This is a genomic window from Thalassoroseus pseudoceratinae, from assembly GCF_011634775.1.
Taxonomy (GTDB): Bacteria; Planctomycetota; Planctomycetia; order Planctomycetales; family Planctomycetaceae; genus Thalassoroseus; species Thalassoroseus pseudoceratinae.
Map to the genome: position 1 here is coordinate 350926 of NZ_JAALXT010000002.1, position 22308 is coordinate 373233.

General features: G+C 54.8%; 17 protein-coding genes, 1 tRNA gene and 1 CRISPR repeat array. Of the genes, 10 read left to right on the forward strand and 8 right to left on the reverse strand.

Going from position 1 to position 22308, the window contains the following annotated elements; genetic code table 11:
* Positions 1-276: 276 nt before the first annotated feature.
* From G6R38_RS07030 to G6R38_RS07040, 3 genes are all read left to right on the forward strand, one after another.
* Positions 277-2508, forward strand: coding sequence for a recombinase family protein (locus tag G6R38_RS07030; RefSeq protein ID WP_166821987.1), 2232 nt, complete (start codon positions 277-279; stop codon positions 2506-2508).
* A gap of 109 nt (positions 2509-2617) precedes the next feature.
* On the forward strand, positions 2618-2848 hold the full coding sequence (locus tag G6R38_RS07035; protein WP_166821990.1) for a hypothetical protein: 231 nt from the start codon (positions 2618-2620) through the stop codon (positions 2846-2848).
* 296 nt (positions 2849-3144) lie between these two features.
* On the forward strand, positions 3145-3807 hold the full coding sequence (locus G6R38_RS07040; RefSeq protein ID WP_166821993.1) for a hypothetical protein: 663 nt from the start codon (positions 3145-3147) through the stop codon (positions 3805-3807).
* A 231-nt stretch (positions 3808-4038) separates the two neighbouring features.
* A CRISPR array of direct repeats spans positions 4039-5866; the repeat unit is 36 nt; unit sequence GTGCTCAACGCCTGTTGGCGTTATCGGAATTGAAAC.
* Positions 5867-6160: 294 nt separating this feature from the next.
* Here G6R38_RS07040 and cas2 read toward each other — a convergent pair.
* The 8 genes from cas2 to G6R38_RS07080 form a co-directional block, all read right to left on the reverse strand.
* Positions 6161-6451 carry a CRISPR-associated endonuclease Cas2 gene (cas2, locus tag G6R38_RS07045; protein ID WP_166821996.1) on the reverse strand — a complete coding sequence of 97 codons (291 nt, stop codon included), beginning with the start codon at positions 6449-6451 and terminating at the stop codon, positions 6161-6163.
* A gap of 115 nt (positions 6452-6566) precedes the next feature.
* Positions 6567-8279, reverse strand: a complete 1713-nt coding sequence (locus G6R38_RS07050) for a type I-MYXAN CRISPR-associated endonuclease Cas4/Cas1 (RefSeq protein ID WP_206028495.1) — start codon at positions 8277-8279, stop codon at positions 6567-6569.
* 30 nt (positions 8280-8309) lie between these two features.
* On the reverse strand, positions 8310-8960 hold the full coding sequence (gene cas5 / locus G6R38_RS07055; RefSeq protein ID WP_166821999.1) for a type I-MYXAN CRISPR-associated protein Cas5/Cmx5/DevS: 651 nt from the start codon (positions 8958-8960) through the stop codon (positions 8310-8312).
* Between the two features lie 4 nt (positions 8961-8964).
* Complete coding sequence (gene cas7i, locus G6R38_RS07060; RefSeq protein WP_166822002.1) at positions 8965-9882, reverse strand: type I-B CRISPR-associated protein Cas7/Cst2/DevR; 918 nt, start codon at positions 9880-9882, stop codon at positions 8965-8967.
* Between the two features lie 50 nt (positions 9883-9932).
* Positions 9933-11606: a type I-MYXAN CRISPR-associated Cas8a1/Cmx1 gene (cas8a1, locus tag G6R38_RS07065; RefSeq protein ID WP_166822005.1), complete on the reverse strand. Its 1674-nt coding sequence runs from the start codon at positions 11604-11606 to the stop codon at positions 9933-9935.
* On the reverse strand, positions 11597-13942 hold the full coding sequence (gene cas3 / locus G6R38_RS07070; protein ID WP_166822008.1) for a CRISPR-associated helicase Cas3': 2346 nt from the start codon (positions 13940-13942) through the stop codon (positions 11597-11599). Before cas3 ends, cas8a1 begins: the two co-directional genes overlap by 10 nt.
* Before the next feature lie 23 nt (positions 13943-13965).
* Positions 13966-14559, reverse strand: a complete 594-nt coding sequence (gene cas6 / locus G6R38_RS07075) for a type I-MYXAN CRISPR-associated protein Cas6/Cmx6 (RefSeq protein WP_166822012.1) — start codon at positions 14557-14559, stop codon at positions 13966-13968.
* 26 nt (positions 14560-14585) lie between these two features.
* On the reverse strand, positions 14586-15614 hold the full coding sequence (locus tag G6R38_RS07080; protein WP_166822015.1) for a helix-turn-helix transcriptional regulator: 1029 nt from the start codon (positions 15612-15614) through the stop codon (positions 14586-14588).
* Positions 15615-15844: 230 nt separating this feature from the next.
* Here G6R38_RS07080 and G6R38_RS07085 point away from each other — a divergent pair, with 230 nt between their 5' ends.
* The 7 genes from G6R38_RS07085 to G6R38_RS07115 all read left to right on the forward strand — a co-directional run bounded on the left by G6R38_RS07085 (position 15845) and on the right by G6R38_RS07115 (position 22154).
* Entirely contained in the window at positions 15845-15994 is a 150-nt protein-coding gene (locus G6R38_RS07085; protein WP_166822018.1) for a hypothetical protein, read from the forward strand.
* 294 nt (positions 15995-16288) lie between these two features.
* Positions 16289-16357 (forward strand) — tRNA-Arg (locus G6R38_RS07090).
* A 135-nt stretch (positions 16358-16492) separates the two neighbouring features.
* Entirely contained in the window at positions 16493-17191 is a 699-nt protein-coding gene (locus tag G6R38_RS07095; RefSeq protein ID WP_166822021.1) for a site-specific integrase, read from the forward strand.
* 16 nt (positions 17192-17207) lie between these two features.
* Positions 17208-17477 carry a hypothetical protein gene (locus G6R38_RS07100; RefSeq protein ID WP_166822024.1) on the forward strand — a complete coding sequence of 90 codons (270 nt, stop codon included), beginning with the start codon at positions 17208-17210 and terminating at the stop codon, positions 17475-17477.
* Positions 17474-17809, forward strand: coding sequence for a type II toxin-antitoxin system RelE/ParE family toxin (locus G6R38_RS07105; RefSeq protein ID WP_166822027.1), 336 nt, complete (start codon positions 17474-17476; stop codon positions 17807-17809). The genes G6R38_RS07100 and G6R38_RS07105 overlap by 4 nt, the downstream gene beginning before the upstream one ends.
* 248 nt (positions 17810-18057) lie before the next feature.
* Positions 18058-18843 (forward strand): hypothetical protein, encoded by a 786-nt coding sequence (locus G6R38_RS07110; RefSeq protein WP_166822030.1) that lies wholly within the window; start codon positions 18058-18060, stop codon positions 18841-18843.
* 368 nt (positions 18844-19211) lie between these two features.
* A complete protein-coding gene (locus G6R38_RS07115) occupies positions 19212-22154 on the forward strand; it encodes a DEAD/DEAH box helicase (RefSeq protein ID WP_166822033.1) in 2943 nt (980 codons plus the stop codon).
* The last annotated feature ends 154 nt before the right edge of the window (positions 22155-22308 follow it).

Sequence of the window (22308 nt, forward strand, 5' to 3'; positions counted from 1 at the left end):
TCCAGCGTCCCGTCACGCACGGTCTGGAAGAATCTTCATCAAGAAAGTGGCCGCGATCCGCTTGGTCGGTGTCGCTCCGCTCGCTCGTCACGCCCGCAAACTTGTGACATGACCCTCAAAAGTCTCGCCTAGATTCCCGACGCATGCGAGCGCCATGCGAGAGCCGCGTTCTAGATTTCGCGGATGTCGCCAACAGGCGTTTCAAACTGTTGGGCAATCGGGCTGATCAAGTACGACCCGTTGCCAATCACCGACCAAACAAGAAAGGTCAACGTCATGACATTTTTGTCAGCATCAGTGGACAGCCAAATCAAAACTATTGCTCCGAACGATCACAAGACAGGATCTCCACAAACGGGTGTTCCGCTACCGACTGAGAACGAACACGCCGCCGCCAGTGGTTGCGCCTCCTACAGTCGCTATAGCAGTAGTTTACAAAGCAACGAGAGCATCGAGACGCAGCAGCAGGCCTGTCGGCAACGGGCTTTGCAGGATGGCGACGCCATCGACCCAGACTTGGAGTTCTCGGATGCGGCCATTTCGGGAACGAAGCTGCAACGGGATGGGCTGGATGCAATGCTGACCGCCGCGGAGACGGGCCGAATTCGCGTCCTGTATATCTACAGTGTCAGCCGACTCGCCCGGGAGTCTGTGATTACGATGCCGTTGCTTAAGGAATTGGTGCACGTCTACAACGTCCGTGTCGTGTGTATCTCCGAGAACTTGGATTCGAAGCACGCGGGCTGGGAATTGATGGCCCATGTCCTGAGTATCGTTTCCGAGCAATTCATTCGAGACTTGGCCGCCAATGTCCACCGGGGGCAGACTGCGACGATCTTGGCAGGATTCTCCGCGGGCGACTACTGTTTCGGGTATACCTCCAAGCCGGTGCCGGGCAGCGAGAATCAACGTGGCGGTCGCAATGCCAAGCCTCGAAAAGTCTATGTGATCGATTCTTCGCAGGCCGAATGGGTCGTCCGCATCTTCGATTGGTTCGTCGTCGAAAATCGGTCGATTCGCTGGATTACTCGCGAATTAAACAAACTGGAGGCTCCGAAGGACCACCGCGCGACGACACCCGACTGGCATCATGCGTATGTCGCGCGTCTGCTCGACAATCCAAAGTACATTGGTCAGTGGCCGTGGGGACAGAGAAAAAACCAACGCAATCCCCTGACGGGGCAGGTGCGGCAAGAACCTCGGCCTGCTGAGGAGTGCGAAAAGTGGACCCGCTCTTTTCCGCATCTCCAGATCATTGATCAAGAGACATTCGACAAAGCCCAAGAGCGGCTGCAGGCGAATCGCAAAAGTCAATCGAAACGCCGCCGCCCGAATGGTCAACTCAACGGCTCGACGGCTGGTGAGACATCGGACTCACCGCGACATCTGTTACAGGGGCTGATCGAATGTGGTGAGTGTGGAGCCCGGTTTCATGTCGGCGGCGTAAACGGGAAGTACCTCGCTTGTCCGAGCTACACGAAGGGACCTTGTACCTGCCAGACGGCTTTGCCGCGGACACGAGCCAAGCGGATGATTCTCGACTTGATCGGTCGACGGATTTTGGCCAATCCCGAATGGAAGCGGAAAGTCTTCGATTGCCTCCGCACAGCCTGGCAGCGTCATCAGAGACAAGTTCCTGGCGAGTTGGCATCCGCAGAAGAACGGCTCCGTGGTGTCCAAAGGAAAATCGATCGATTGGTCGACGCGATCGAGAATGGTGACGCGAGTTCCGATGTCGCCGCACGATTGCAAGATCGTCGCAACGAATGCGATTCGCTGGCCCGTCGCGTCGAGACACTCCGAACCCGCCAAGAAACGCATGGAACTGAGCCCACACTGGAGTGGGTCGAGCAGCAACTGCAGCAGTTGGGGAATGTTCTCCACGAGGATACCCCGGCGGCGGCTAATGCCTTGCGGAAACTCGTCGGCGGCCAAATTGTCGTCAATGAGATAAAACTCCAGGATCGGAAACGTCATTTCCTGCGGGGCGTGATTCGCTTTCGACCCGCCGATACGCTGTCGATTGGCGATTCGTCCCAGGCAGATCACGACAGCAACAATGCGGATGATGATTTCGTCGTGGAAATCGATTTCGTCAAACCCGATACCTCGGGCGTGCAAGCCGAGGAGGTCAAACGACTTTGGGATGAAGGCTTCATGTGCAAGGAGATTGGCCACAAGATCGGTGTCGGCAAGAGCCGTGTCACTGCACTTCTAAAAAAGTGGCACGAGGACCGCGGGCTTCCGGTTCCCGATGGCCGGTCGCGTCGAGCGACGCTCCAACGCAAGCACACCGAAGCTCCGCTTTATCAGGCAATTGCCGAAGACGTTCACCGGTTGGCCGAAGCCGATCAATCATTCGGTGAGATTGCCGACGAGTTGAACGTCGACCGAAACACGGTCACAAAAGCCTGGAAGTACTGGCACAAGTCTCACAACCTTAACACACCCGACGGAAGAACTTTACGCCTGGAGCGAAACAAGAAGAAATGCCAGCAGTCCACATAGTGAGCGTCTGCTTTTGGGTTCGCTCAGCTGACTGAGGGCAAACCACAATTTCACACATAGTGCCCGACCAAACGGTCGGGCTTTTTTCATGCGCATGCGGAGAGAAACCATGCTGACCGACGACATCCACCAAGAATTTGCCGAGGCGATTGCTCCGACCTTGCTGCAACGCTGGCTTGCCGAACAGCGAACAATCGAACCACTTGATGAATCGTCTCGACACCAGAACCACGATTTAGCGGAAAACCGCCGTGGCTCGACAAGCGAGTTACCGGCTCAAAGAGATGACGGATCTCAATCGAAGCCTTCAGGCAAAGCGACAAATTCTCAAAACAGTTGAAACGACATTAATCGGTAACCGTCGCCGTTGTCTGGGAACCGGTCTCGGCTTAAGTCTCGGTTTCGAAGGGATCACCGACCAATGGAGCTTGGCTATGTCCAACCCGAAAAGGTGGCAAGTCGAATAATGCCCGACATTTAGCTTTCGCGAACGTCTTTGTTTCGCCCACTCGGCCTCCCTGGAAAAGCGTTTTGCTTCCAAGGGGCCGCTTTTGTTTTCGCCCAACGCATGTGCGTGGGGCGGTTGTGTTTTTTCACAGCCGCCCCACGGGGGCGGCCTATCTCGAGGTTCGTCCCATGCCCGAATCCAATGTTTCATCCGCCGTAGCGACTGTCGCATGTCCCTGTGCTACGGATTCCCGTCCAGGCTGGCATCGCGATTTCTTGAACATGCTGCCGACAATCCAAAAGCAAGCCGACTTCGCCTTTCGACATCTTAATGCCAACCGAGCAGAAGAGGCCATTCAAGAAGTGGTATGCAACTGCTTCCAGGCGTATGCCCGTCTAGTCGAGCAGAACCGCTCGCACGTCGGCAACCCCACCAGTCTAGCACGATATGCGATTGCCCAAGTCCGCAGTGGCCGCCTTGTCGGACAATCGATGAACGTCCATGACGTTACTTCCCGGCACTGCCAACGCCAAACAGGCGTACGCGCGCAGTCGCTGTGTCGCTGGAATGATCGCGAACACCAATGGCAGGAAATGCTCGTCGAAGACGGGCACGCCACTCCCGCAGATTTGGCCGCCAGCCGGATTGATTTCCCTGCTTGGTTGAAGACGCTCGATCCCCGCGATCAACAAATTGCCCTTAAGTTATCTAACGGGGAAAGCACGCAAAAGGTGGCCAAGCTATTTCGCATCTCCGCGGGAAGAGTCAGCCAACTCCGCCGAGAACTGCGAGACGCCTGGCGGGCCTTCCATGGCGAACTCGATTGTGAAGCCGCGTTCGCCACGGTCTAACTTGCAAGCCGCCGAACGGCAACTGCGGACTAACGTGAGAAGAACCAAGAGTCTCGATCTTTCTACTTACCAATCGCCTAGCACGAGTTAAGACTGTCCGCGTTATTGCTTCGCACCGCTTTCTATCATCGGAAAAATCGGAAAACGGCCTACTTCGGCAGTCCCTGGTCGGTTCTCGATCAGGGGCTGGTATCTCTCTGGAAACAGTTCGAGTCACACGAGAGACTTCAAATGCTCAACTCCTTGGTGCGTTATCGGAATCGAAACAATGTTGGCCACTTACTGACCACGGCATGAGCGAAGTGTGCTCAACGCCTGTTGGCGTTATCGGAATTGAAACTCGCCGCTACCGCGTCGCCTATGTAATCGCGTGCGTTGTGCTCAACGCCTGTTGGCGTTATCGGAATTGAAACTCAATCGGGACTACAGAAAAATCCAAATCAACAATGTGCTCAACGCCTGTTGGCGTTATCGGAATTGAAACTAGTTGCCCTCCCCTCTCGCAACTGCACGCGCCCCACGTGCTCAACGCCTGTTGGCGTTATCGGAATTGAAACATCCCACTTCCAGCTCCCCCCTGGTTGATTTCCTGTGCTCAACGCCTGTTGGCGTTATCGGAATTGAAACAGGGTGGTCATGGACTGTCGTTTCGGGGACTATCGAGTGCTCAACGCCTGTTGGCGTTATCGGAATTGAAACTTGGTTCTAGGGGTATCGCTGTTCGTGCTGGAGTGTGCTCAACGCCTGTTGGCGTTATCGGAATTGAAACGTCGCCGGTAGTTCCGCAGCTTCCTGGCTCCAACCGTGCTCAACGCCTGTTGGCGTTATCGGAATTGAAACGCGGTCGAGGAATGGTTCCAGAACCGGGTGGGCCGGTGCTCAACGCCTGTTGGCGTTATCGGAATTGAAACTCGAGACTCGAATTGCCTGAATAACGCTGTCGATCTGTGCTCAACGCCTGTTGGCGTTATCGGAATTGAAACTGCCGGTCTCAAGAACACCGACAAGGCGGTGGAGGGTGCTCAACGCCTGTTGGCGTTATCGGAATTGAAACACCCTAGCCGAACGAACTTTTCAGGCTGGCGGGGTGCGTGCTCAACGCCTGTTGGCGTTATCGGAATTGAAACCAAAAACTCTACTGGATGGGGAAACAGCCCCTCGTGTGCTCAACGCCTGTTGGCGTTATCGGAATTGAAACCGGCATCTTTGCGAACAATGCTATCGCAGTTGATAATGGTGCTCAACGCCTGTTGGCGTTATCGGAATTGAAACCGCAATCCGACCGGAGTATTGCGGAACACCGTCAGGTGCTCAACGCCTGTTGGCGTTATCGGAATTGAAACCAGTGCCAGTGCCGTTCCACGGTTGCCGTCTGGCTCGTGCTCAACGCCTGTTGGCGTTATCGGAATTGAAACACAAATAAACTGCCACCCAGAAAGCACGGCGAAAGTGCTCAACGCCTGTTGGCGTTATCGGAATTGAAACTGGACGTTTGAAGAGGCGACCTACGCAACCCAAGAAGTGCTCAACGCCTGTTGGCGTTATCGGAATTGAAACACGATTGGCAGGAGGCGACGGCATGGCTTTAAGCGAGTGCTCAACGCCTGTTGGCGTTATCGGAATTGAAACCTCGGGCTCGCGTCAGAAACCGCGTCAGGATTTCGTGCTCAACGCCTGTTGGCGTTATCGGAATTGAAACTCAAGTCAACGTCAGCGTCGAACGCGGTGTTGTTTTGGTGCTCAACGCCTGTTGGCGTTATCGGAATTGAAACTGGCGAGATGGACCAGATTCGCGAACCACGGGAATGTGCTCAACGCCTGTTGGCGTTATCGGAATTGAAACTCAACTGCGATATCAAAGTCATTTCCCGGCGGTCAAGGTGCTCAACGCCTGTTGGCGTTATCGGAATTGAAACTGCCCGTTCGGGTGCTTGCAATACTTCGGGATCCTGTGCTCAACGCCTGTTGGCGTTATCGGAATTGAAACGGCCGCAATCGCTTTTTCCGCATCGTGCTGGTCCCAGTGCTCAACGCCTGTTGGCGTTATCGGAATTGAAACGGCATCGGTCGTAAACTGTTAAGCGGTAACAGGTTAATGGGGCGTCTTTCACGCATCATGGGGCTTACACTACGGATTGACATATTTCAGCTCACGTGGTCGCTTAACATGCGTTCGTTTTCCTCCTAACTTCTGCCTGGAAAGGCAGATCCATCATCCAGCAGGCCTTTCATGAACCTCAATGACCCAATGTTGGCCGTAACAGCCGCAGTCCACTGGGTTTATGATCAAGATGATACACGTAGTTCGTCGGCCACCCGACGGTGCATGAGTCTGCAGCTTGCAGGTCCAGTCTCAGACGATTTTGAACGATTGGGGCCGATCGGTCCAGTCACTCTGGTCGCCCGTGGAGTGGAGCGGAACTTTGCCGGCACACGTTGGGCAGAGGGGAATGACGAGGAGATCGTCTTCGTCGGCGAGGATTTGACCCAGTTCCCAATGCAGTCGCTCCAGCGTATTCGCATCCAGCCGAATACGAAACACGCTGTACTGAATCCGGGTGCCGTAGCCTTCGAGAGTTTTCGCGGCTTTTCGCAGCCGTTTCGGATCGCGGACGTCGTAGGTGATGAGATGCCAATGTTTCATAGGGCCCCTTGCTCTAGACCGTATTACGGTCTTCTGTGTCCGTGAAGGACGCGAAAAGATCTTTGTTCCCTGACTTCCACGAGACAGAAACCGCTACGGTCAAAAGTAAACTGTGCTAGCGAAGGCGGAATTTCGCGAAGTGGCCGGGGCAACCGGTCCACTCTTTCTCTAGCAAGCGGACTTCAAGTTCCAACATCCGAGCATATGTGAGGGCCTGCCCGGTATGAGGATGCTTGGCGGATTCTTCGAGTCGCTGTTCGAAGAGTGTGAGGGCTTTCTTGCGGCCGGTGTCGGAGAGCCAAACATGTCCAGGACGCAATTCGAAATCGTCTTCGATTTGCCACTGGCCCCGGTTGAGACTGCCGACCAGCGGCATGTCCCACAGCGGCACGCGGAACAACTCCATCAAGTCCAGCACCAATGGGTGAGCGGCGGACCGTGGACGGTGATAGAAACCCAATGACGGCTCCAAACCGACTGCCAGAATAGCCCGGGTGACGGCCGATTGCAGCAAGCCGTATCCAAAGCCGAGCAGACAATTGAACCGGTCCCGCGGGGGGCGTTTTGTGCGACCGCTGAAGTGCAATTCGGACGGCACGGACGCGCTCAGCAATTGCGGGAGACCGGCGAAATAGGACTTCGCGGCGAGTCCCTCCAATCCCAGCAACGTATCGGGCGATTGAGCGGAATCGAGTTTCCGCATCGCTTCACGAATCCGTTCGATGTCGGTTTGAACGGCCGAACGCGCCGATTCATTCCCGCGGGTTCCTCGCAGAATGTATCGGAGTTGCGACTCGACTTTGGCGTGCACCAGTTGTCGAGCCAAGTTGATGCAAGTCGTTTCATCGGACAAAGCTTCATACTGTCGCAATCGTTGTTGCACGCGCCCAAATGAGTTCATGGTCGACGCTTTAAAGCGGCCGCCGGCTGTTAGCCAGTGGACTCCGATTCCATGATGAGCACACAAGTGGATCGCTTGCGTCGTGACTTGCGCATGACCGTGAACCACCACCGAATCGACGAGACGAATCGGGACGGTTTGACGCTGACTATCATCCTGACGCACGACCAGAGTTTCCCCACTGCGAGACACTTGAGCTTTGGGAGAAACCACATGCAGCGTTTGCCCTTCGCGATTCGCCGGGAAAAAGGTCGGCGAGTGCGGACGCTCTTCCAGGCGTTCTTCCTCCGGCAGACAAACGACTTTAAGCGAACAACCAGTGCAAACGCGTTCGTTCTCGTGAACCGGCGGTCGGGTCGTTTGTGCTCGCAGTTCTCGGGCTCGCTGAATCGCTTGCCGCAGTTCCTCGCGAGCAGCCTCATCGACGGCAACCCTAGCGGTGACGTTGTCGCGATGGTATCTCACCCGAGCCTCAGGAACCGGCTGTCCGAGTTCTTCTTCGAGCAGCACGGCGTAAGCGACCGCCTGCAACTGATCGCTTGGCCATGCCCGCGGTTCTTTGTTCGGTCCGCGTCGGCAACGCCCGCGTTTGTGTTCATAGACGACCCACGGCCCATCCCGCCGACGAGCCGCATCGACCTTTCCGAAAATGCCCCAGCGAGTGCTGGAGAGTTCCCAACTGCGTCGTTCGCTTGCCTGCTCGTCATCCGGCAGAAGATCGTCGTGCAGCCGTCGGCCGGCATACACCGGCGCATCCGCAACACGAATCTCTTCGACTTCCTCCAAATAGAACAACCGCTCGCAATAGGAAAGCGCATGCAACGCCATCACCCGCACCAACGGCTCGTCCTCGGGCGGCTCGACCGCGGATGAAGCCTGTGGCATCGTTATTGAAGAGTTCGGCTCGGAACGCGGTCGATTGCTCATGGCCATCTCTCTTTGTAAGGGATGCGTAGTTCAGGGACAGATTTGAGGCATTCGATTTCGATCTGGTGGCGTCATCGCTGGTTGTTCAGTGAGCTGGCCGGTGACATACCGCGTCTGCGCCGATCCCACGTGATCGACCCATACCGGGAAAGTCAGCCGCCCACGTTCGGCGACTGCGAACATCTGAACGGTCACCTGATTCGATTTCAGAGACGAACAATCTTCGATTCGGCGAAGATCATTGACTAGATGTGTACTTTCGCCGAGGCTCAAGCCGCCGTAGCGTTGGATCGATTCAGGAGATTTCAATCCCGTCGCGACGCGTTCCTCCAAACTCGGTTCGTTCCCCAATTCCTCAGCCGAATCGATCCAGATGGCAAGTTCCAATCCGGTCAAAAGCTGCTGGAAGTCCGGCCGCATATTGCCGGATGCTCCCGGTTCGCGATCCCGATGTTTGAGCCGCCAGACCGTGCGGAGCACCGTGCTCGTTTGCGGCTCACGAGCAATCAAAGCAGCGGTCACGCGGCAACCGACATGATGTTGCCGATCGGACTCCCCCACGAGAGATAGCAGGAATCCATAACAAGTTGATGGCGGCGGGAGAATTTCGGTTTCTAGGAACTCACGTGCGAACCCTTTCCGAAAGCAGGCCACGGGCACGGTGACATAGAGGCCGAGCATTTTGTTATCCTTTCACACCGGAATGTTCGTTGATACGTCGAGCAGCCAGCTCGACGGCGTTACGGACCCCGTGGATTTCCGTCACGCCTGCTATTCGGAGTGAATCGACTAACGGTGCATTCAAGTCGGAAACACCGACGATTAGTTCATCGGGTCGGATGTCGCCCGCTTCCATTTTTTTGGTCAGCGGAGAAACGCGGACCGTTTTTCCGCCTTCCGCTGGTTCGAAGCAATACAGCAACCGGGGAGCGGGGTCGTTGGTCAAGCGGATGACGATCGCGTCCGGGGCGAAGTCGAAGAGAAAGCGAGCATGGTTACCGGCCACGGTGCCAAGTTCGCCGACTGCCTCCAGTGCCTTGGCCGCACGCGAAGGCTTCTGAAGAGCGGCGGGTGTCATTGCCAAACCGTATTGATACCGCGTGGCGTGAATCTCGGCCATATAGGGGACCGGGTTGTCACCGTCGCCCTTGGCTGCCGAAGCGGTGGCTCGGGGAGATGCTGCATTGAAGACCACATCTCCAGTCCAGGGAGTCAGCGAGACCGCCCGAGTCATTTCCAGAACGGCCCGCCGTACATTTGCAGAACCTTTCGTATTCTCTTCCTTGGCAGCTTCGGCCGACATGAAACCGAGCAAATCGTCGTCGATAAAGCCGGCGCTATCAGCTCCCCAATCTTTAAATTCGGCATCTTGCCAATCATTCTTGCGAGTGACTTCATTCCAAGTCCGATTGGTACCGGCTTCCTCTTTGTCGGCTAGCAGTCGCCGCAATGCAAAGCGGATGGCTTCCGCACTGACAGTCGTGTGCGGCTGCCCCTGCCAAATGAGTTTTTGCAGCGTGGTGGTGTTACCTTCGGTCTCACCGCGGTTGTTCCCCGCGGTACCGTAACTAGTGACAATGTTGGCGAAAACATGTAGCGTCATTTGGTATTCCCTGATACGAAGACTATTTGACCGACGAATCTCTTTTCTCATTAAGTTTCAGCAGAGTTCTCGGAAGAATCTTTCTCAACGCGTGAGGTATGGCTTGCAACTGCGAGCATGGTGAGATCACGAAGCCGCTGCCAATCGTCGTGAAAGATCAAGTGATGAACATGGTTGAGACCTTCTTCATTCTTGATGCCCTCGATCCAGCCACCTCGAATGAGTAGTAGGTTGATAGCTCCACGCACTTGTATTTCTGTTTTTGCATTGATCAAGGACAATCGCAGACGGTTCATGAAGTTGTTCCATCGATTCTTAACCGCTTGTGAAAGTGGTGCATTCGCGTTGGCTCCTCGTCCAAGCGTCTCAGACTTGATTTTGCCAAGTTGATTTGAAATAGCTTGATGAATAGCGGCGATAAAAACTCGCTCATTCTCTTCGGTCATTTGATGTTGGTCTTCGTTGATCATGGCATAGAGACCTTCCGCTTCATAAGAAACTCGTTCGTGGTTGGGGTGATGGGAACTATCCCGTTCAGTCATCAATCTTGTGAATCCGGTGTACCAGCGACGACCGGATGCGAGGTTATCGGCCACTAAAGGTCGGACGATGCTATCCGTCCACCGCCAGACATACACCGTTCCTTGAGTCCGTTTGCTGCGTCCGCGGCTGCGGACCACCGATTCGGCATAGGCGTAAGTCCGCGGTGGAAGATGTCGCAATACCAAATCGAATCGACTTAGAACTAAATCGTTGCCATTAGGAACATTCACCGTCGCCACACGTGTTTTTTGTTTCTCGTTCCATTGTGTTGGACGGAGACGCATAACGTCGAATCCGCTCAAGCCGTGCCGCTGCATGACTCCTCGAGCACGAAGTCGCGTTTGAGCTTGTAAGGCAGCATCGCTGGTACCCGCGACGCGACATTCCCGAAGCGTCGTCGGTGTCATCCTTGGCCGGGCCTTGGCAAATTTCTCCAGATCGTCGACATTTGGAATTAACAAGACCCCCAAACCTCGATTGACGGCGAGCGAGAGACAGCCCACGAGAGCGAAGCAGGCCGCGATGCCCGCAGGCGGAAGCTCTTCGATCCGGGTATCAGAGCCATAAGCGTTATGACGGACAACGGCTCCCGGATTAAACGCGCTGGGGGTCTCGGTCGCCTTCCAGACAATGCGTTCTCGCTTGTCCAAAAGTTTCAATCGTTTGATCGCATCTTGATGCAGATACGACTGACACGCCCGGAGTCCGACGACAACGGCTGCACTTCCGTCACCATCGACATCGAAGGATTGCATTGTCGCTGTATCGAGTTTGCGATGCGGACCAAATTGTAGAAAAGTCAGAGTCAGCCCATGTTGCAACTCTGCTCGCACGGCGCGATTCGATTCGTCTCGGTAGGTGCCCGGCAGGTCGATCAGTTTGTCTTTGATGGCGAAGGCGAACGTGAACAATTTCCGGAGGTAATCACCGGCTTGCTGAGGTTCGCCGAAGTGTAGTGTCAAACGATCGGATTCTAGCGTCCAGGGAGGCTTGTGATCGGACCAATCGCCCGGTCGAGCTTCCGCAGAGATCAGACCGAGTTTGTTCCGCCGTTCCATTGCAACGAGCGTTGCGGCCAACCCTCCTAGACCTGCTCGATGCAAGGGAGTCATGCCGGGAGCAAACAGGTCGAACGTCAAGTCCGGAGACGGCTTCGGTTTCTTGGTCTTGGTTACAGCCATTGGGCACCTCGATGAGGATCGTACTGATAACTGCTCGAACGGGCGACAGCCACGCCGTTGAACTCGACGGGCCGACCAAGTGAATCCTGAAGTTGCCAATCGTTTCCCGGTCGGACCGGCATCGGGACAGCCACCTCGACTAAATCCGCAGCACACTGAGGGTCCTTCAGCCGAGGCCAATCCTCTTCGAGCACAATCGTGAGTGTCGGCGAGCCATCGCGAAGTTCCAGAACCGGTGTTGCCGGGCCGTAGTCCAACCAAGCACTTTGCCAACGTGGCGGCTCCGTCGATGACCGGCTCATTTCGAGGCTTTCCCAAGCTTCGGCCAAGTCGCGTTGGGAGATCGGCTTGCTGCCCAGCGTTTCCAACCACTCCTGGCTGATTTTGAGATCGTCCTCCTCATAGGGTAACGAAGAATATTTACCGTCCCGCCCGACAGACTCGACGATGACAAACGGTCGCGGCCGCTCGGGATTCTCCATCCGATTCAAACGACCAAGGCGTTGGATCAATGACGGCACCGGTGCCTGCGCCGTCACGAGCAGAGTCGCCGATAGATCGAGTGACATTTCGGCAACCTGCGTGCAAATTGCCAAAGCGGGAGTTTTCTTCTCTCGTAGGAACGCTTCTACAACTTGGCGGTGTTGTTCGACTCGATCGCAATACCGAAAGCGGCTGTGGTAAACAATCGGACTGAGTTCCTCCAATCTTTCAGCCGTTCGCAAAGCTTCAGTCACGGTATTGCAGACATAGAGAATTTTTCCGCCGCGGGCATGTTCCTCAAGAATAAGAGCATCTACTGTTTTTGTGTCTTTGAGTTTGATGTCGTCTCGCCACTGATACCGCGGTGCGGTTTCCAAGCTCTTGGGGCCGGAGATGGTTGCAAGTCCTTCGCCTCCGGCTTGCAGAATTTTTTGAATTGCCTCGAATCGGTGGGCTTGCAGGCTCGCCGTCATCAAGAGGATCGGTACGCCTCGCAGTGCAGAGAGAAAATGCAAGAGGGCGTCGAAGAGTTTATCATCGTAGCTGTGAATTTCATCAAAGACGAACCCGGCTTGAGCAATCGCCGGCCAACTGAACAGGCCACGGCGATTATTCTGAATCACCCCCAACACAGTGTCGACAGTGCAGGCGACCACCGGAGTACGCCAGATATCCAAGGAGGCAATTCGGGCAATGACATGGTTTCGGTCTTCATCTGCTTCGAGGATTCGGAAATCAACCGATCGGCGACCATGCACGAGATCCGTTTTCACGATTTCCGCCAACTTGGGGTCCATCAGATAATCATGGAACCCCTCAGTTGCTGTGCCGGTGGTCGGATAGCAGACAAACAGGCGGCGACTGTCGCAAGTGTGAGCCGCCCACCAGTAGGCGGCGATTGTCTTTCCTGTCCCACAACCGGCCCGGACCAGCGTGACCCGCGACGCCGAACTCCCGACTTGCTTTTGAAACTCCCGGAGAGACTCTTCGATCGACTCCAATTTGCACGACGAGTTCTTTTTGTGGAGGGTTTGAAAGGTAATCCTTCGATACTGTTCGGAGTTCGGAAGCGTGGCAGAATTCAAGACACCGGCGACCCAGTTTTTACGTTCTTCGGTATCTGGGACATCTTTAGGAAGGGCCGATCCAGCAACGTCAGCGGCAATCAAAGCGTTCTTGACAGCCGCGACAAACCGGCGTTGGTCGGGGCTGAAGTCATCAAACTCGTCTTCCGCCGAATAGTGATGCTCTGCCAGTTGATCGAACCCGTTTCCCGGTTCGAAGGTCAGTGAAACGGAACGCGTTTCTTGCGGTGGTGAGCCGTCCAAACCGAATGTTTCTTTCAACCAAGTCACGGTTTTCGTGAAATCCGAATCGTCGAGTGGCAAACGAATAGCGGCCGGCCCGTCTTCGGGATTCGGCGGCGCCGTCCGCCCGTACTTCGGATGATGACCGGCGACCGCCCAACGTACAATTTCCCAATCCGCCTGATTGCTGAGGGCGGGCTTCAGCCATTGTGTCCACTCGGGATGATCGACGATCAGCAGCGTGACCCACTCGTGCCTTATCGCTTGTCGGCCGCGGTCCTTCAACATCTTCTGAAAATGACTGCCACACTTTCCTAAATCGTGAATCGCCGCCGCGAGCAACACGACTTGCCGAAATCGCGTGTTCCAGAGTTCCGGATCAAGTCCCAATGCCCGCAGTTGAGCTTCTCCGCTACAGTCCAAGATTTGCGTGGCCGCCTGATAGACGTCTCGCAAATGTTGGGGCAGGTACAGGGAGTGAATGCGGGGGTCGTTATCGTCCCAATGATAGGGCTGACTCTTAGCCCAAAGGCGTTGTGGATCCACGACTGATGGTCTCCTGATTGACTCTAATTCACGGGAACGAATACACCGCAACCCAACTTACGCCTCCCACCGATGCCTTCGGATTGCACGGCGAGGGATTCTTCGGCGGTGAGTCCTTCGATGAGGACTTCATAACCGATGATTTCTCGCTGCTTGATTCGAAGGGTGCGGCGTTTGACGAGAGTGATGATTGTCTGTGAAGAAACGTCGAGGGCATCGAGTTGGCGACGCACGGCGGCGGCGAAATCGTCGTCCGTCACCGGCTTGGGAAGTTTGATTGTCACCGATCGGCTGCGAAGTGCAGAGGTCGGTCGTAATGCCGCGACCTGCGGCACGCCGACGTGTAGCGTGGCTTCGCCAATCCGCAACGACTGCCCCGCCAACGGCAGCACTTCTCCGACACGCCCGTCCGGCACTCGGAGCGTGAGACTGCTCCACGGCATCACCGCCATCAACCGTCCGCCGGTCTGCCGACCCGTAATCGGATGCACCGCGATCCCGTCGCTAGCATGAATCTCCGGCAACACCCGCGAAATCGCCGAATACAAAAAGTAACCGTGATCTGACGGAATTGATTTTTGAGTTGTCAGTGTGAAACGAATATCGAGGCATGACATCTTTGTCATCTCCATCCGAGGCGAATTCAGCGACGACTTTTCGCGTTGCTAGTTTGGGGACGATCCGATTTTGATTCATACAACTGCAGAAGTTTTCGGAGCTCAGCCTGTATCTTTTCCCGAAGTCGTTCTGGTGTGAGTACGATGGCTTGGGCGCCGAAGCTTTGCACCCAGCTTTTGAATTCCTCGGTCGCTGCCAAGTGAAATTCGGCGATGACGCTGCCGTCGCGTTGCCGCGTGATTTGTTGCGTCGGGTGCCAACGGTGCTCTTCGAGGTATCGCACGGCGGTGGAGAGAAAACGCACTCGAACTTGGGTGGGTTCGCTGCCGTCGTGATACACTCCAAAGGTTTGTTCAAAGTACGTTGCCAGATGAAAATCCGCCGGCTTATTGAACGGCAAGGCTTGCACCTCGACATCGTGCATGCGGTTAACTTTGTAGTGGCGGATCTCTCGGCGGTCGGGGGCAAAGGCGACCAGGTAAAGCGCCTGCCGATGCGACACTAATCCGTACGGGTACAACTCGTAGGTGACCGGTTCGGTTGCATGCACCGATCGATACGTGACGAAAGTGATTTTGCGATCTTCAATGCCGATCATTAGCCGATCGATGAGTTCCGCCTGGTCGGCATAATCACACTGGCCGAGGGTCGTGCGGTGAAACGCCCACGCCATCTTTTCCAGGTACCTGAGCGCTTGATTGCCCAACGCAGAACGAATTTTGCGAAACGCTTTCTGCGAGCCGTCCCAGAACACCGTTCCAGCGAGCGGTTCCAGAAATCGCCGCCCCAAGTGCAAAGCCGCGACTTCCTCCAGCGAGAATGTCAGACCCGGCGAATGCAACTCGCCGTCCAATCGCCAGCGTTTGCGGCCATGTGATTCTTCCACCGGTTCCAGCGGAAACCCTACGGCTTGCAGCGTTTCCAAATCCCGACGGATCGTTTTCTGCGAGATTTCCAGGTCTGCAGCCAATTCGCCGACCGTCGCCCCAAACCGCAACGCATTCAGCCGCATGAGCAGGTTCCACTGTCGCCGAAGCGGTTGCGAATCTGTCATGGGATGCCTCTTCACGGGTAAGTTGAACTACAACCACTTGCCAGTTGGTGGTTTGTTTGACTCCGCGATCAATTTTACGTCGTCCGGGACCAGATCCTGTCCAACGTAACAAACGATCCGTATGTGGATATGTGTGCAAGTCGACCCATTGTGCTGAGAATTCCGCAAAGTTCAACGGTTGGCGACGGATTCCTCGACTGCACGCCCAGGCCTGGCATAAGGACCCCAGCGTGACTGTCAAACGGCAAAAGTTCGAGTTTCTGCACACTTTCGAACACCATGTCGTGTCCGCCGATTTAGTGATGAAGCAAGTGCGAATCGTTGCCAAGGAACTCGGTGCGTTTTGGACAAAAGCGGGGGGACCTGTTGTCAGCATCTGATCCGTGAGTGAACTGCAGAACGTCAGGCATATTCCATCGCGCGTCCAGCACGAGTTCTGCCAGATCAACTAAGAACAGAGGCAAAGCGATAAATCTGATTCTTGAAAATCCGGCTGGTCGTCTTATCAGCGAGATTGTCATTCGATTGAGGGGGGATGCCGATCCGCTGCCGAGTGCGACCTTGAGTCTTAGCGGACGCAGGGCATAAGTCATTATCTCGAGGGAACTTGCAATATTACATGAAAATGATTGTTACCGGCGTGGTCGTGTCCACAACTACGCCAAGAACAAGCAACAGAGTGAACTGGCGAGAGTATCGGTCTACGGAACCGAAGGTTAGAGGTTCGAATCCTCTGGGGTGTACTCGACTTACGACGATTCGTGAGTCACATGCACGATTGACATGCACTAAAAACCCCTGCCTAGCGGCAACTGGACAGGGGTGAAACAAGACCTTTCGGCCTGCTTCGAGTGTTTTCTCAAGCCGGGAGGTCATCCATGTCACGTCCGAACAAACCGTGGTTTCGTAAGTCCAACAAGCGTTGGTACGTCTGGTTCGAAGGCAAGCAGGTCAATCTAGGGCCTGATCGCCAAGCCGCTTTCCAGCGGTTCCACGAGTTGATGGCTCAGCCAAAGCGGAGCCGATCTGCCCCCAAGACGACCACCATCTCGCTGCCCGAAGTCGTCGATGCATTCCTGGATTGGGTCCAGCGACATCGGGCGGCCGACACTTACGAGTGGTATCGCTACCGTCTAAAACGACTCTGTCAGGCATACCCGAAGCTGGTGGCTCATCAGCTGCGGCCGTACCACGTCGAAGATTGGGTCAGCGGCTACGAACTGTCGACCACGTCTCGGCGGAACTACTTCCGCTCGGCGAAGCGGTGTTTCAAGTGGGCCAGGAAACAGGGCTACCTCACGGAAAATCCGATTGCCGATCTGGAAGTGCCCAGCGCCGAAGAAAAGGAAATGCTGGTTGAACCGGACGAATTCGCTCGACTGCTTTCGTTCGTCCGCAATCCGCAGCTACGAGACTTGATAACGGTCACGTGGGAGACGGGCTGTCGTCCGCAGGAGTCTTTGAAAGTCGAAGCTCGTCACGTGGACGTCACCAATCAGCGGTGGGTGTGGTGCTACGTCCCCGGCCGTACCGAGGAGGGGATTAGCGGCGTTTGTTGTTCTCTTGCCCTGCCGTGAGTGGTATACTTTTCACATGACGCCGAAACTGAGCAAAGAATTGGCTGACGCCCTGCGTGACTCCCAGACGGGGGAACTGGAGGTCGTCAATCCGGAAAACAACCGCATCTATGTGGTGGTCGATGGCGATACGCACCGTCAAGCGATGGATGCATTGCGTCGACAACAAGACCGTGACGCCATTGCTCAAGGAATTACGGAAATGGAGGCGGGCGAAGGCGTTCCCCTCGGTCAAGCCTTCAATGAAATTCGCGCAGAATTGAGCCTTCGACAACGGCAGCAATGAGCTTTCGCGTCATCGTTCTTCCCCAGGCCAAGGGTGAAGTTTTACGCAACGCCCAATGGTGGGCTGAGCACCATTCGGCCGAGCAGGCGGCGCACTGGCTGGATACGGTGGAAACGCAGCTGGAATCTCTGCGTGATTTCCCGGAGAGCCATTCGCTATCCATCGAGAATGACAAGTTTTCGTATGAGATTCGCGAGAAGCTGGTCGGGCTCGGTTCACGTCCCCGCTATCGTGCCGTGTTTACGATCAAGGGCGACGAAGTCTTTGTGCTCACCGTCCGAGCGGCCGAGCAAGATCGGTTGACGCCGGATGAAATTACGTTTGATGGTTAGTCGTATCGAACGCATTCGATCGCCGAGATGATCACGCGTTATCTGGGTTCCTCTTCACGGCTAGAGGCTCGTAGAAGCCCACAAGACCTCGGTTTGACTAACGTTTATTTGCCCGTTGTGCCTCTGCCCAGACTGCCGAGCAATCGTGGTTTGAAATCGCCCAGCTGAATAGATTGTTTCTCAACACGCTTTACAATGTAGTCTTGTTTTTCTTGTCCGGGACTTCATATCGGTTCGCGGGGCCTCACGTGCCTATCAGCTTTGAAGAGAAAAAGACCAAGACACATCGCGCCTTTCGCTGGAAGGTCGTTGATGATGATCGGCTTGTCGAGTACGTCGGGATGCTTATGCTCGGGCACTTTCACCATGTGTCGAACGTATTGACAGGACTTTCAGCGGGACGTTGGACCACCCGAAAAGCACCTGTTGAGCGTGCGATTGAAGAGCTGTCCAAAACTGATGTCGGATGCTTGGAAAACCGTGATGGCTGGCTTTTTCAATTCGTCTCGTGGATCGCATTGGCATTGCGGACGAAGGGAAAAGTACTTCTTGAAGCCCCACACCCGATGCCGTCTCAAAAGGGGTTCGATGGGCTGGCAATTCGTATTGCAGATTCCAATGAAAGGGTTGAATTCGTTCTGTTGACGGAAGACAAGGCGACTGAGAATCCGAGGCAAACGTTCTTGAAGAAGGTTGTGCCGGAGATTGGAGACATCGAAAGTGGAAGTCGAGAAAACCAGATTCTTACAGGGGTAACAACCTTGGTACGAGCGCACACTTCAGACGAAGAAGAACGTCAGCGATTGTTGGAATCTTCACTTTTCGGAAAGACGATTCGGTACCGGGTCTGTATCGCTACGAGTGAGTCAGAACTGCCAAAGAAGATCGATCTCTTTAAAGGATTCGACGATTGCGTATCCGGCGATATCGAACGGCGTGGCGGCGAATTGATCTTGGCTGATGATGTTCGCATTTGGCTCCAGCAACTCGCTGACAAAGTTGTCGAACACCTGAACAAACTCCCAACGAAGTAGAAACCAGAAACATGTTCGATCAGGAAACACGACAGCTGATTCAGAATGCTCCTTACCTAGCGGACGTTGACACAGATCGCCTACCAGAGGAACTGTCTCAGTTTTTCGTTGAGATCGCTTCCCTCCGGCTGACAATGGCATCAGGAAGCGCTCAGCTGGATAACGAGCTCGAATCTCGGCTCACAAGGCTTCGGGAAATGGCCTCAACGTACGCAAGTTATGTTGCTGCTGGCGTTGCAGTCGAACAAACCGAACCGGCCGCGTACGTGTCTGGCACTGCGTTTCGCCTGTTGGCGGAAGCTACCGTTATCGCGGAAACGTCGACGTTCGTTAGTTCGGAATTCTCAGCACATCAGGTTCCCGATGCAATGTCCGCGATTGTGTTGCTATTGATTGCTGGGTATCCCGCCGATGCGAGCGAAGTCGCTAGGTTTGCGACAAAAAGCGACGTGTCGTCAGCAGAAGCGGCGGTCCTGCGAGATGCGATCTGTGCGCTCGCAGTTACCCGTTTCGAAGAAGCCGTTGAGCACGGAGAATCCGCCCAATCATCGCGGTTCGGGTACTTCGATACAGTTGAAAATGACGAGCAATACGATCGAGACGTGGCCACTGGCCTTCTATGGCTGCGACTGGCGGAGGGGGTCGGACTAATGTGTGCACAATTACTGTCAGAGGCGACCGCGACAGTGGCACCAGCAAACGTTTTTGATGAGGTCATGACACTCTCGCTTGAATCGGTAAGTCTTGATCAGGGCGATGATGAGCTGACAATCGATTCTATGTTCTCAGGACCTTATTTTCTCGCGGCTCTCTTACGGCGGTTGTCAGACGAATTGCCTCCGCGCGGTGTCGTGCATACTCCGTCACCAAGCGGGGTTGAGCGGGAAAAGTGGATCGAATTCGTACGCGGAATGGCTGCCTCTCGTCCCCTACTGTGGCACAACCATCTGCGGGCGGTAAAGTCCGGGTTCCTCAACTGTGGAGTGTCATCAGTGATCAGCTTCCCAACAGGAGCTGGCAAATCAACCCTTGCGGAACTGAAGATAGCACCGTGTCTGCTGTCTGGCCGGAAGGTCGTTTTCCTGGCACCAACACACGCACTCAGCCATCAGGTACGTGCCTCGCTTACGTCAACTTTCCCGAATTACAAGATTCATGACTCCATAATCGGCGACGGATTTTATGCGGAGCTGGGAGATGACGAGTCGACGTTCGCAGATGTAACTGTCATGACGCCCGAGCGGTGCCTCATGTTGTTGGACCTGCATCCGAAAGCCTTTAAAGAAATTGGTCTTGTCGTCATTGACGAATGCCACATTCTCCATCCATCGAGAGGCACCGAAGACAGGCGAGCAATCGATGCCATGCTGGCTCTCCTGCGGCTTGTCGAGGCAACGGATACTGCCGACTTTGTCCTCCTATCCGCAATGATTAGCAATGCCCACGAAATCTCCGATTGGATTTCGACGAGTTTCGGGCGGAGTTGCTTGGCTCTTGATCTACGGTGGAAGCCCACTCGTCAGGCCAAGGGGTGTCTTGTCTACGGGGCTGACGAGATCACTGGTCTAAGAAGTGACATCACGACAACACGGAACTCTGCGACAACCAAGGGGCCGCCAAAGGCGCTAAAGCAACGGCAACGCGCAACTCCATATGGCCTGTTCTCGTTGCGTCAAACCTGGAATTCGAACGATGTTGACGATTTCCGTTTCTGTCGACTACCTCCACAGAAACTGCCGCTGGACATCAACGCGAGATGGGAACTAACGAACAACAAGAATTCAGTAGCGGAGTTGCTTGCTGCCGAGTTTGCCAAGCGCGGCATCAAGACGATCGTTTTTTCACAGAACAAGTTGCACTGCGAGAAGATGGCGGCCAACGCGGACGGCAGTCTCCCGCCTGAAGCGACAATCACTCTGACTGACAACGAAAGGGTTCTCCAGGATGCAGCAATTGAGGAGGCAGGAGGCTCTGAACATGCATTGTTGCCTCATCGCAAAGGTAGCAGCTGTCACCACGGCCTGCTGAATTCTGTCGAACGATCGTTAGCGGAATGCGTGTTCCGAAGGGCCGGAGGTGGTCGTATTATCATTGCCACTCCGACGCTCGCTCAAGGTATGAATTTGCCTGCTGAAGCCGTGATCATCGCCGGTGCCCACCGATTTGACACGACGAACAATGCTCGAGCGTTGATGGATGCCCACGACCTACTCAACGCCGCCGGTAGGTCCGGTCGGGCCGGATTTCGACCTGAAGGGATTGTGTTGCTGGTTACGGACTCGCCGATTGAATTCGACATCAATGAAGAAACCACGACGATCGGACACGCCTGGTTTGAGTTAAAGGATTCGATTTTTTCAAAGGAAGACCAGTGCCTGTCGATTGAGGATCCAGTCGAATTGATGCTTGATGAAATTGCGCTTAGCACGGAGGCGCTGCGCGGGACTCCAGCATATTTTGCCAATCGATTGCCTATCGGCAGTGACAAGGAGCCGACGGCATCTTTGCTGGGACGTTCACTCGGCGCGTTCAAGGCCCAATCAGAGTCGCGACTTCAGGAATTCACCGAACAGATCCAAAAGGCAATCGGGAAGCGAACAGAACTTTTGCTGGATGGCAAGACTGTCTCATGGGCAGATGAACTTGCTTCATCCAATGGTGTGCCGGCCGTCATTTTCAAGAGTATCGGCGAAGAGTTGAGTTTTCAATCTGACGTTGGGAATTGGACTGTCCTCCAATGGATCGAGTTCGCATTCAGGTGGGCGAAATCGCACCTGAAACTAGCTGATCGCATGTTTGACCGGTCAGCTGTAAAGAAGATTGTTGGGACACCAGAATCCGTTAACCCAATTCCTTCAGATGCAATTTCGACACTGGAAACGGTGTTTAACAAGTTTCTTGCGGGTTCCACGTTGGCGGACATAGAGGCTGCTTGTCCTCCAGCGAAGAGAAGCAATTCACATTGCCACAGAGCCCGAGAACTGACCCAGCGAACAGCACTTGACGTCTCGTATCTCGTTGGTCTGTTTCCTCAAATTCATCGGGCTTTGCAGGAACATGATTCGGTGGCTGAGCTGCAAGTGCCTACACCTCTTGCCGTCGCGAGTGCGTGTGCTCGGGACGGCCTTAGCTCACCGGAGATGCTTGCACTCTCGATATTACTACACAGACGCTCACCCGAGATTACACGTTGTCGGGTACATCGCGAGTTTCACGCTATTGAGCCACATCTTACACCAGGTGATCTGGGCGAGAGCTTCGAGACTGTCAGCCAACGAGTGTTGCGCGCGCAGGAATCAGCGCGCGACTAATATGGCTTTCTTCATTTTGACAGTCGGAAAATCGGTTGGGCCGATTGTATTGCGTAGGGAAGATCGATCAGCTCAGTGACCAGAGGCTTTGCACGATTCGATGCACTAAACCCATCCAAAACTGCACGAAATCGTGTAAACTGTGGAAAGAGTT

Excerpts from the sequence above, each read along its gene's own strand:
- cas6 (WP_166822012.1), bottom strand. The coding sequence starts at position 14,559 with ATGTCATGCCTCGATATTCGTTTCACACTGACAACTCAAAAATCAATT.
- G6R38_RS07080 (WP_166822015.1), bottom strand. The coding sequence starts at position 15,614 with ATGACAGATTCGCAACCGCTTCGGCGACAGTGGAACCTGCTCATGCGG.
- G6R38_RS07095 (WP_166822021.1), top strand. The coding sequence starts at position 16,493 with ATGTCACGTCCGAACAAACCGTGGTTTCGTAAGTCCAACAAGCGTTGG.
- G6R38_RS07040 (WP_166821993.1), top strand. The coding sequence starts at position 3,145 with ATGCCCGAATCCAATGTTTCATCCGCCGTAGCGACTGTCGCATGTCCC.
- G6R38_RS07115 (WP_166822033.1), top strand. The coding sequence starts at position 19,212 with ATGTCCGCGATTGTGTTGCTATTGATTGCTGGGTATCCCGCCGATGCG.
- cas8a1 (WP_166822005.1), bottom strand. The coding sequence starts at position 11,606 with ATGGCTGTAACCAAGACCAAGAAACCGAAGCCGTCTCCGGACTTGACG.
- cas7i (WP_166822002.1), bottom strand. The coding sequence starts at position 9,882 with ATGACGCTACATGTTTTCGCCAACATTGTCACTAGTTACGGTACCGCG.
- G6R38_RS07100 (WP_166822024.1), top strand. The coding sequence starts at position 17,208 with ATGACGCCGAAACTGAGCAAAGAATTGGCTGACGCCCTGCGTGACTCC.
- G6R38_RS07030 (WP_166821987.1), top strand. The coding sequence starts at position 277 with ATGACATTTTTGTCAGCATCAGTGGACAGCCAAATCAAAACTATTGCT.
- cas2 (WP_166821996.1), bottom strand. The coding sequence starts at position 6,451 with ATGAAACATTGGCATCTCATCACCTACGACGTCCGCGATCCGAAACGG.
- G6R38_RS07105 (WP_166822027.1), top strand. The coding sequence starts at position 17,474 with ATGAGCTTTCGCGTCATCGTTCTTCCCCAGGCCAAGGGTGAAGTTTTA.
- G6R38_RS07035 (WP_166821990.1), top strand. The coding sequence starts at position 2,618 with ATGCTGACCGACGACATCCACCAAGAATTTGCCGAGGCGATTGCTCCG.
- G6R38_RS07050 (WP_206028495.1), bottom strand. The coding sequence starts at position 8,279 with ATGAGCAATCGACCGCGTTCCGAGCCGAACTCTTCAATAACGATGCCA.
- cas5 (WP_166821999.1), bottom strand. The coding sequence starts at position 8,960 with ATGCTCGGCCTCTATGTCACCGTGCCCGTGGCCTGCTTTCGGAAAGGG.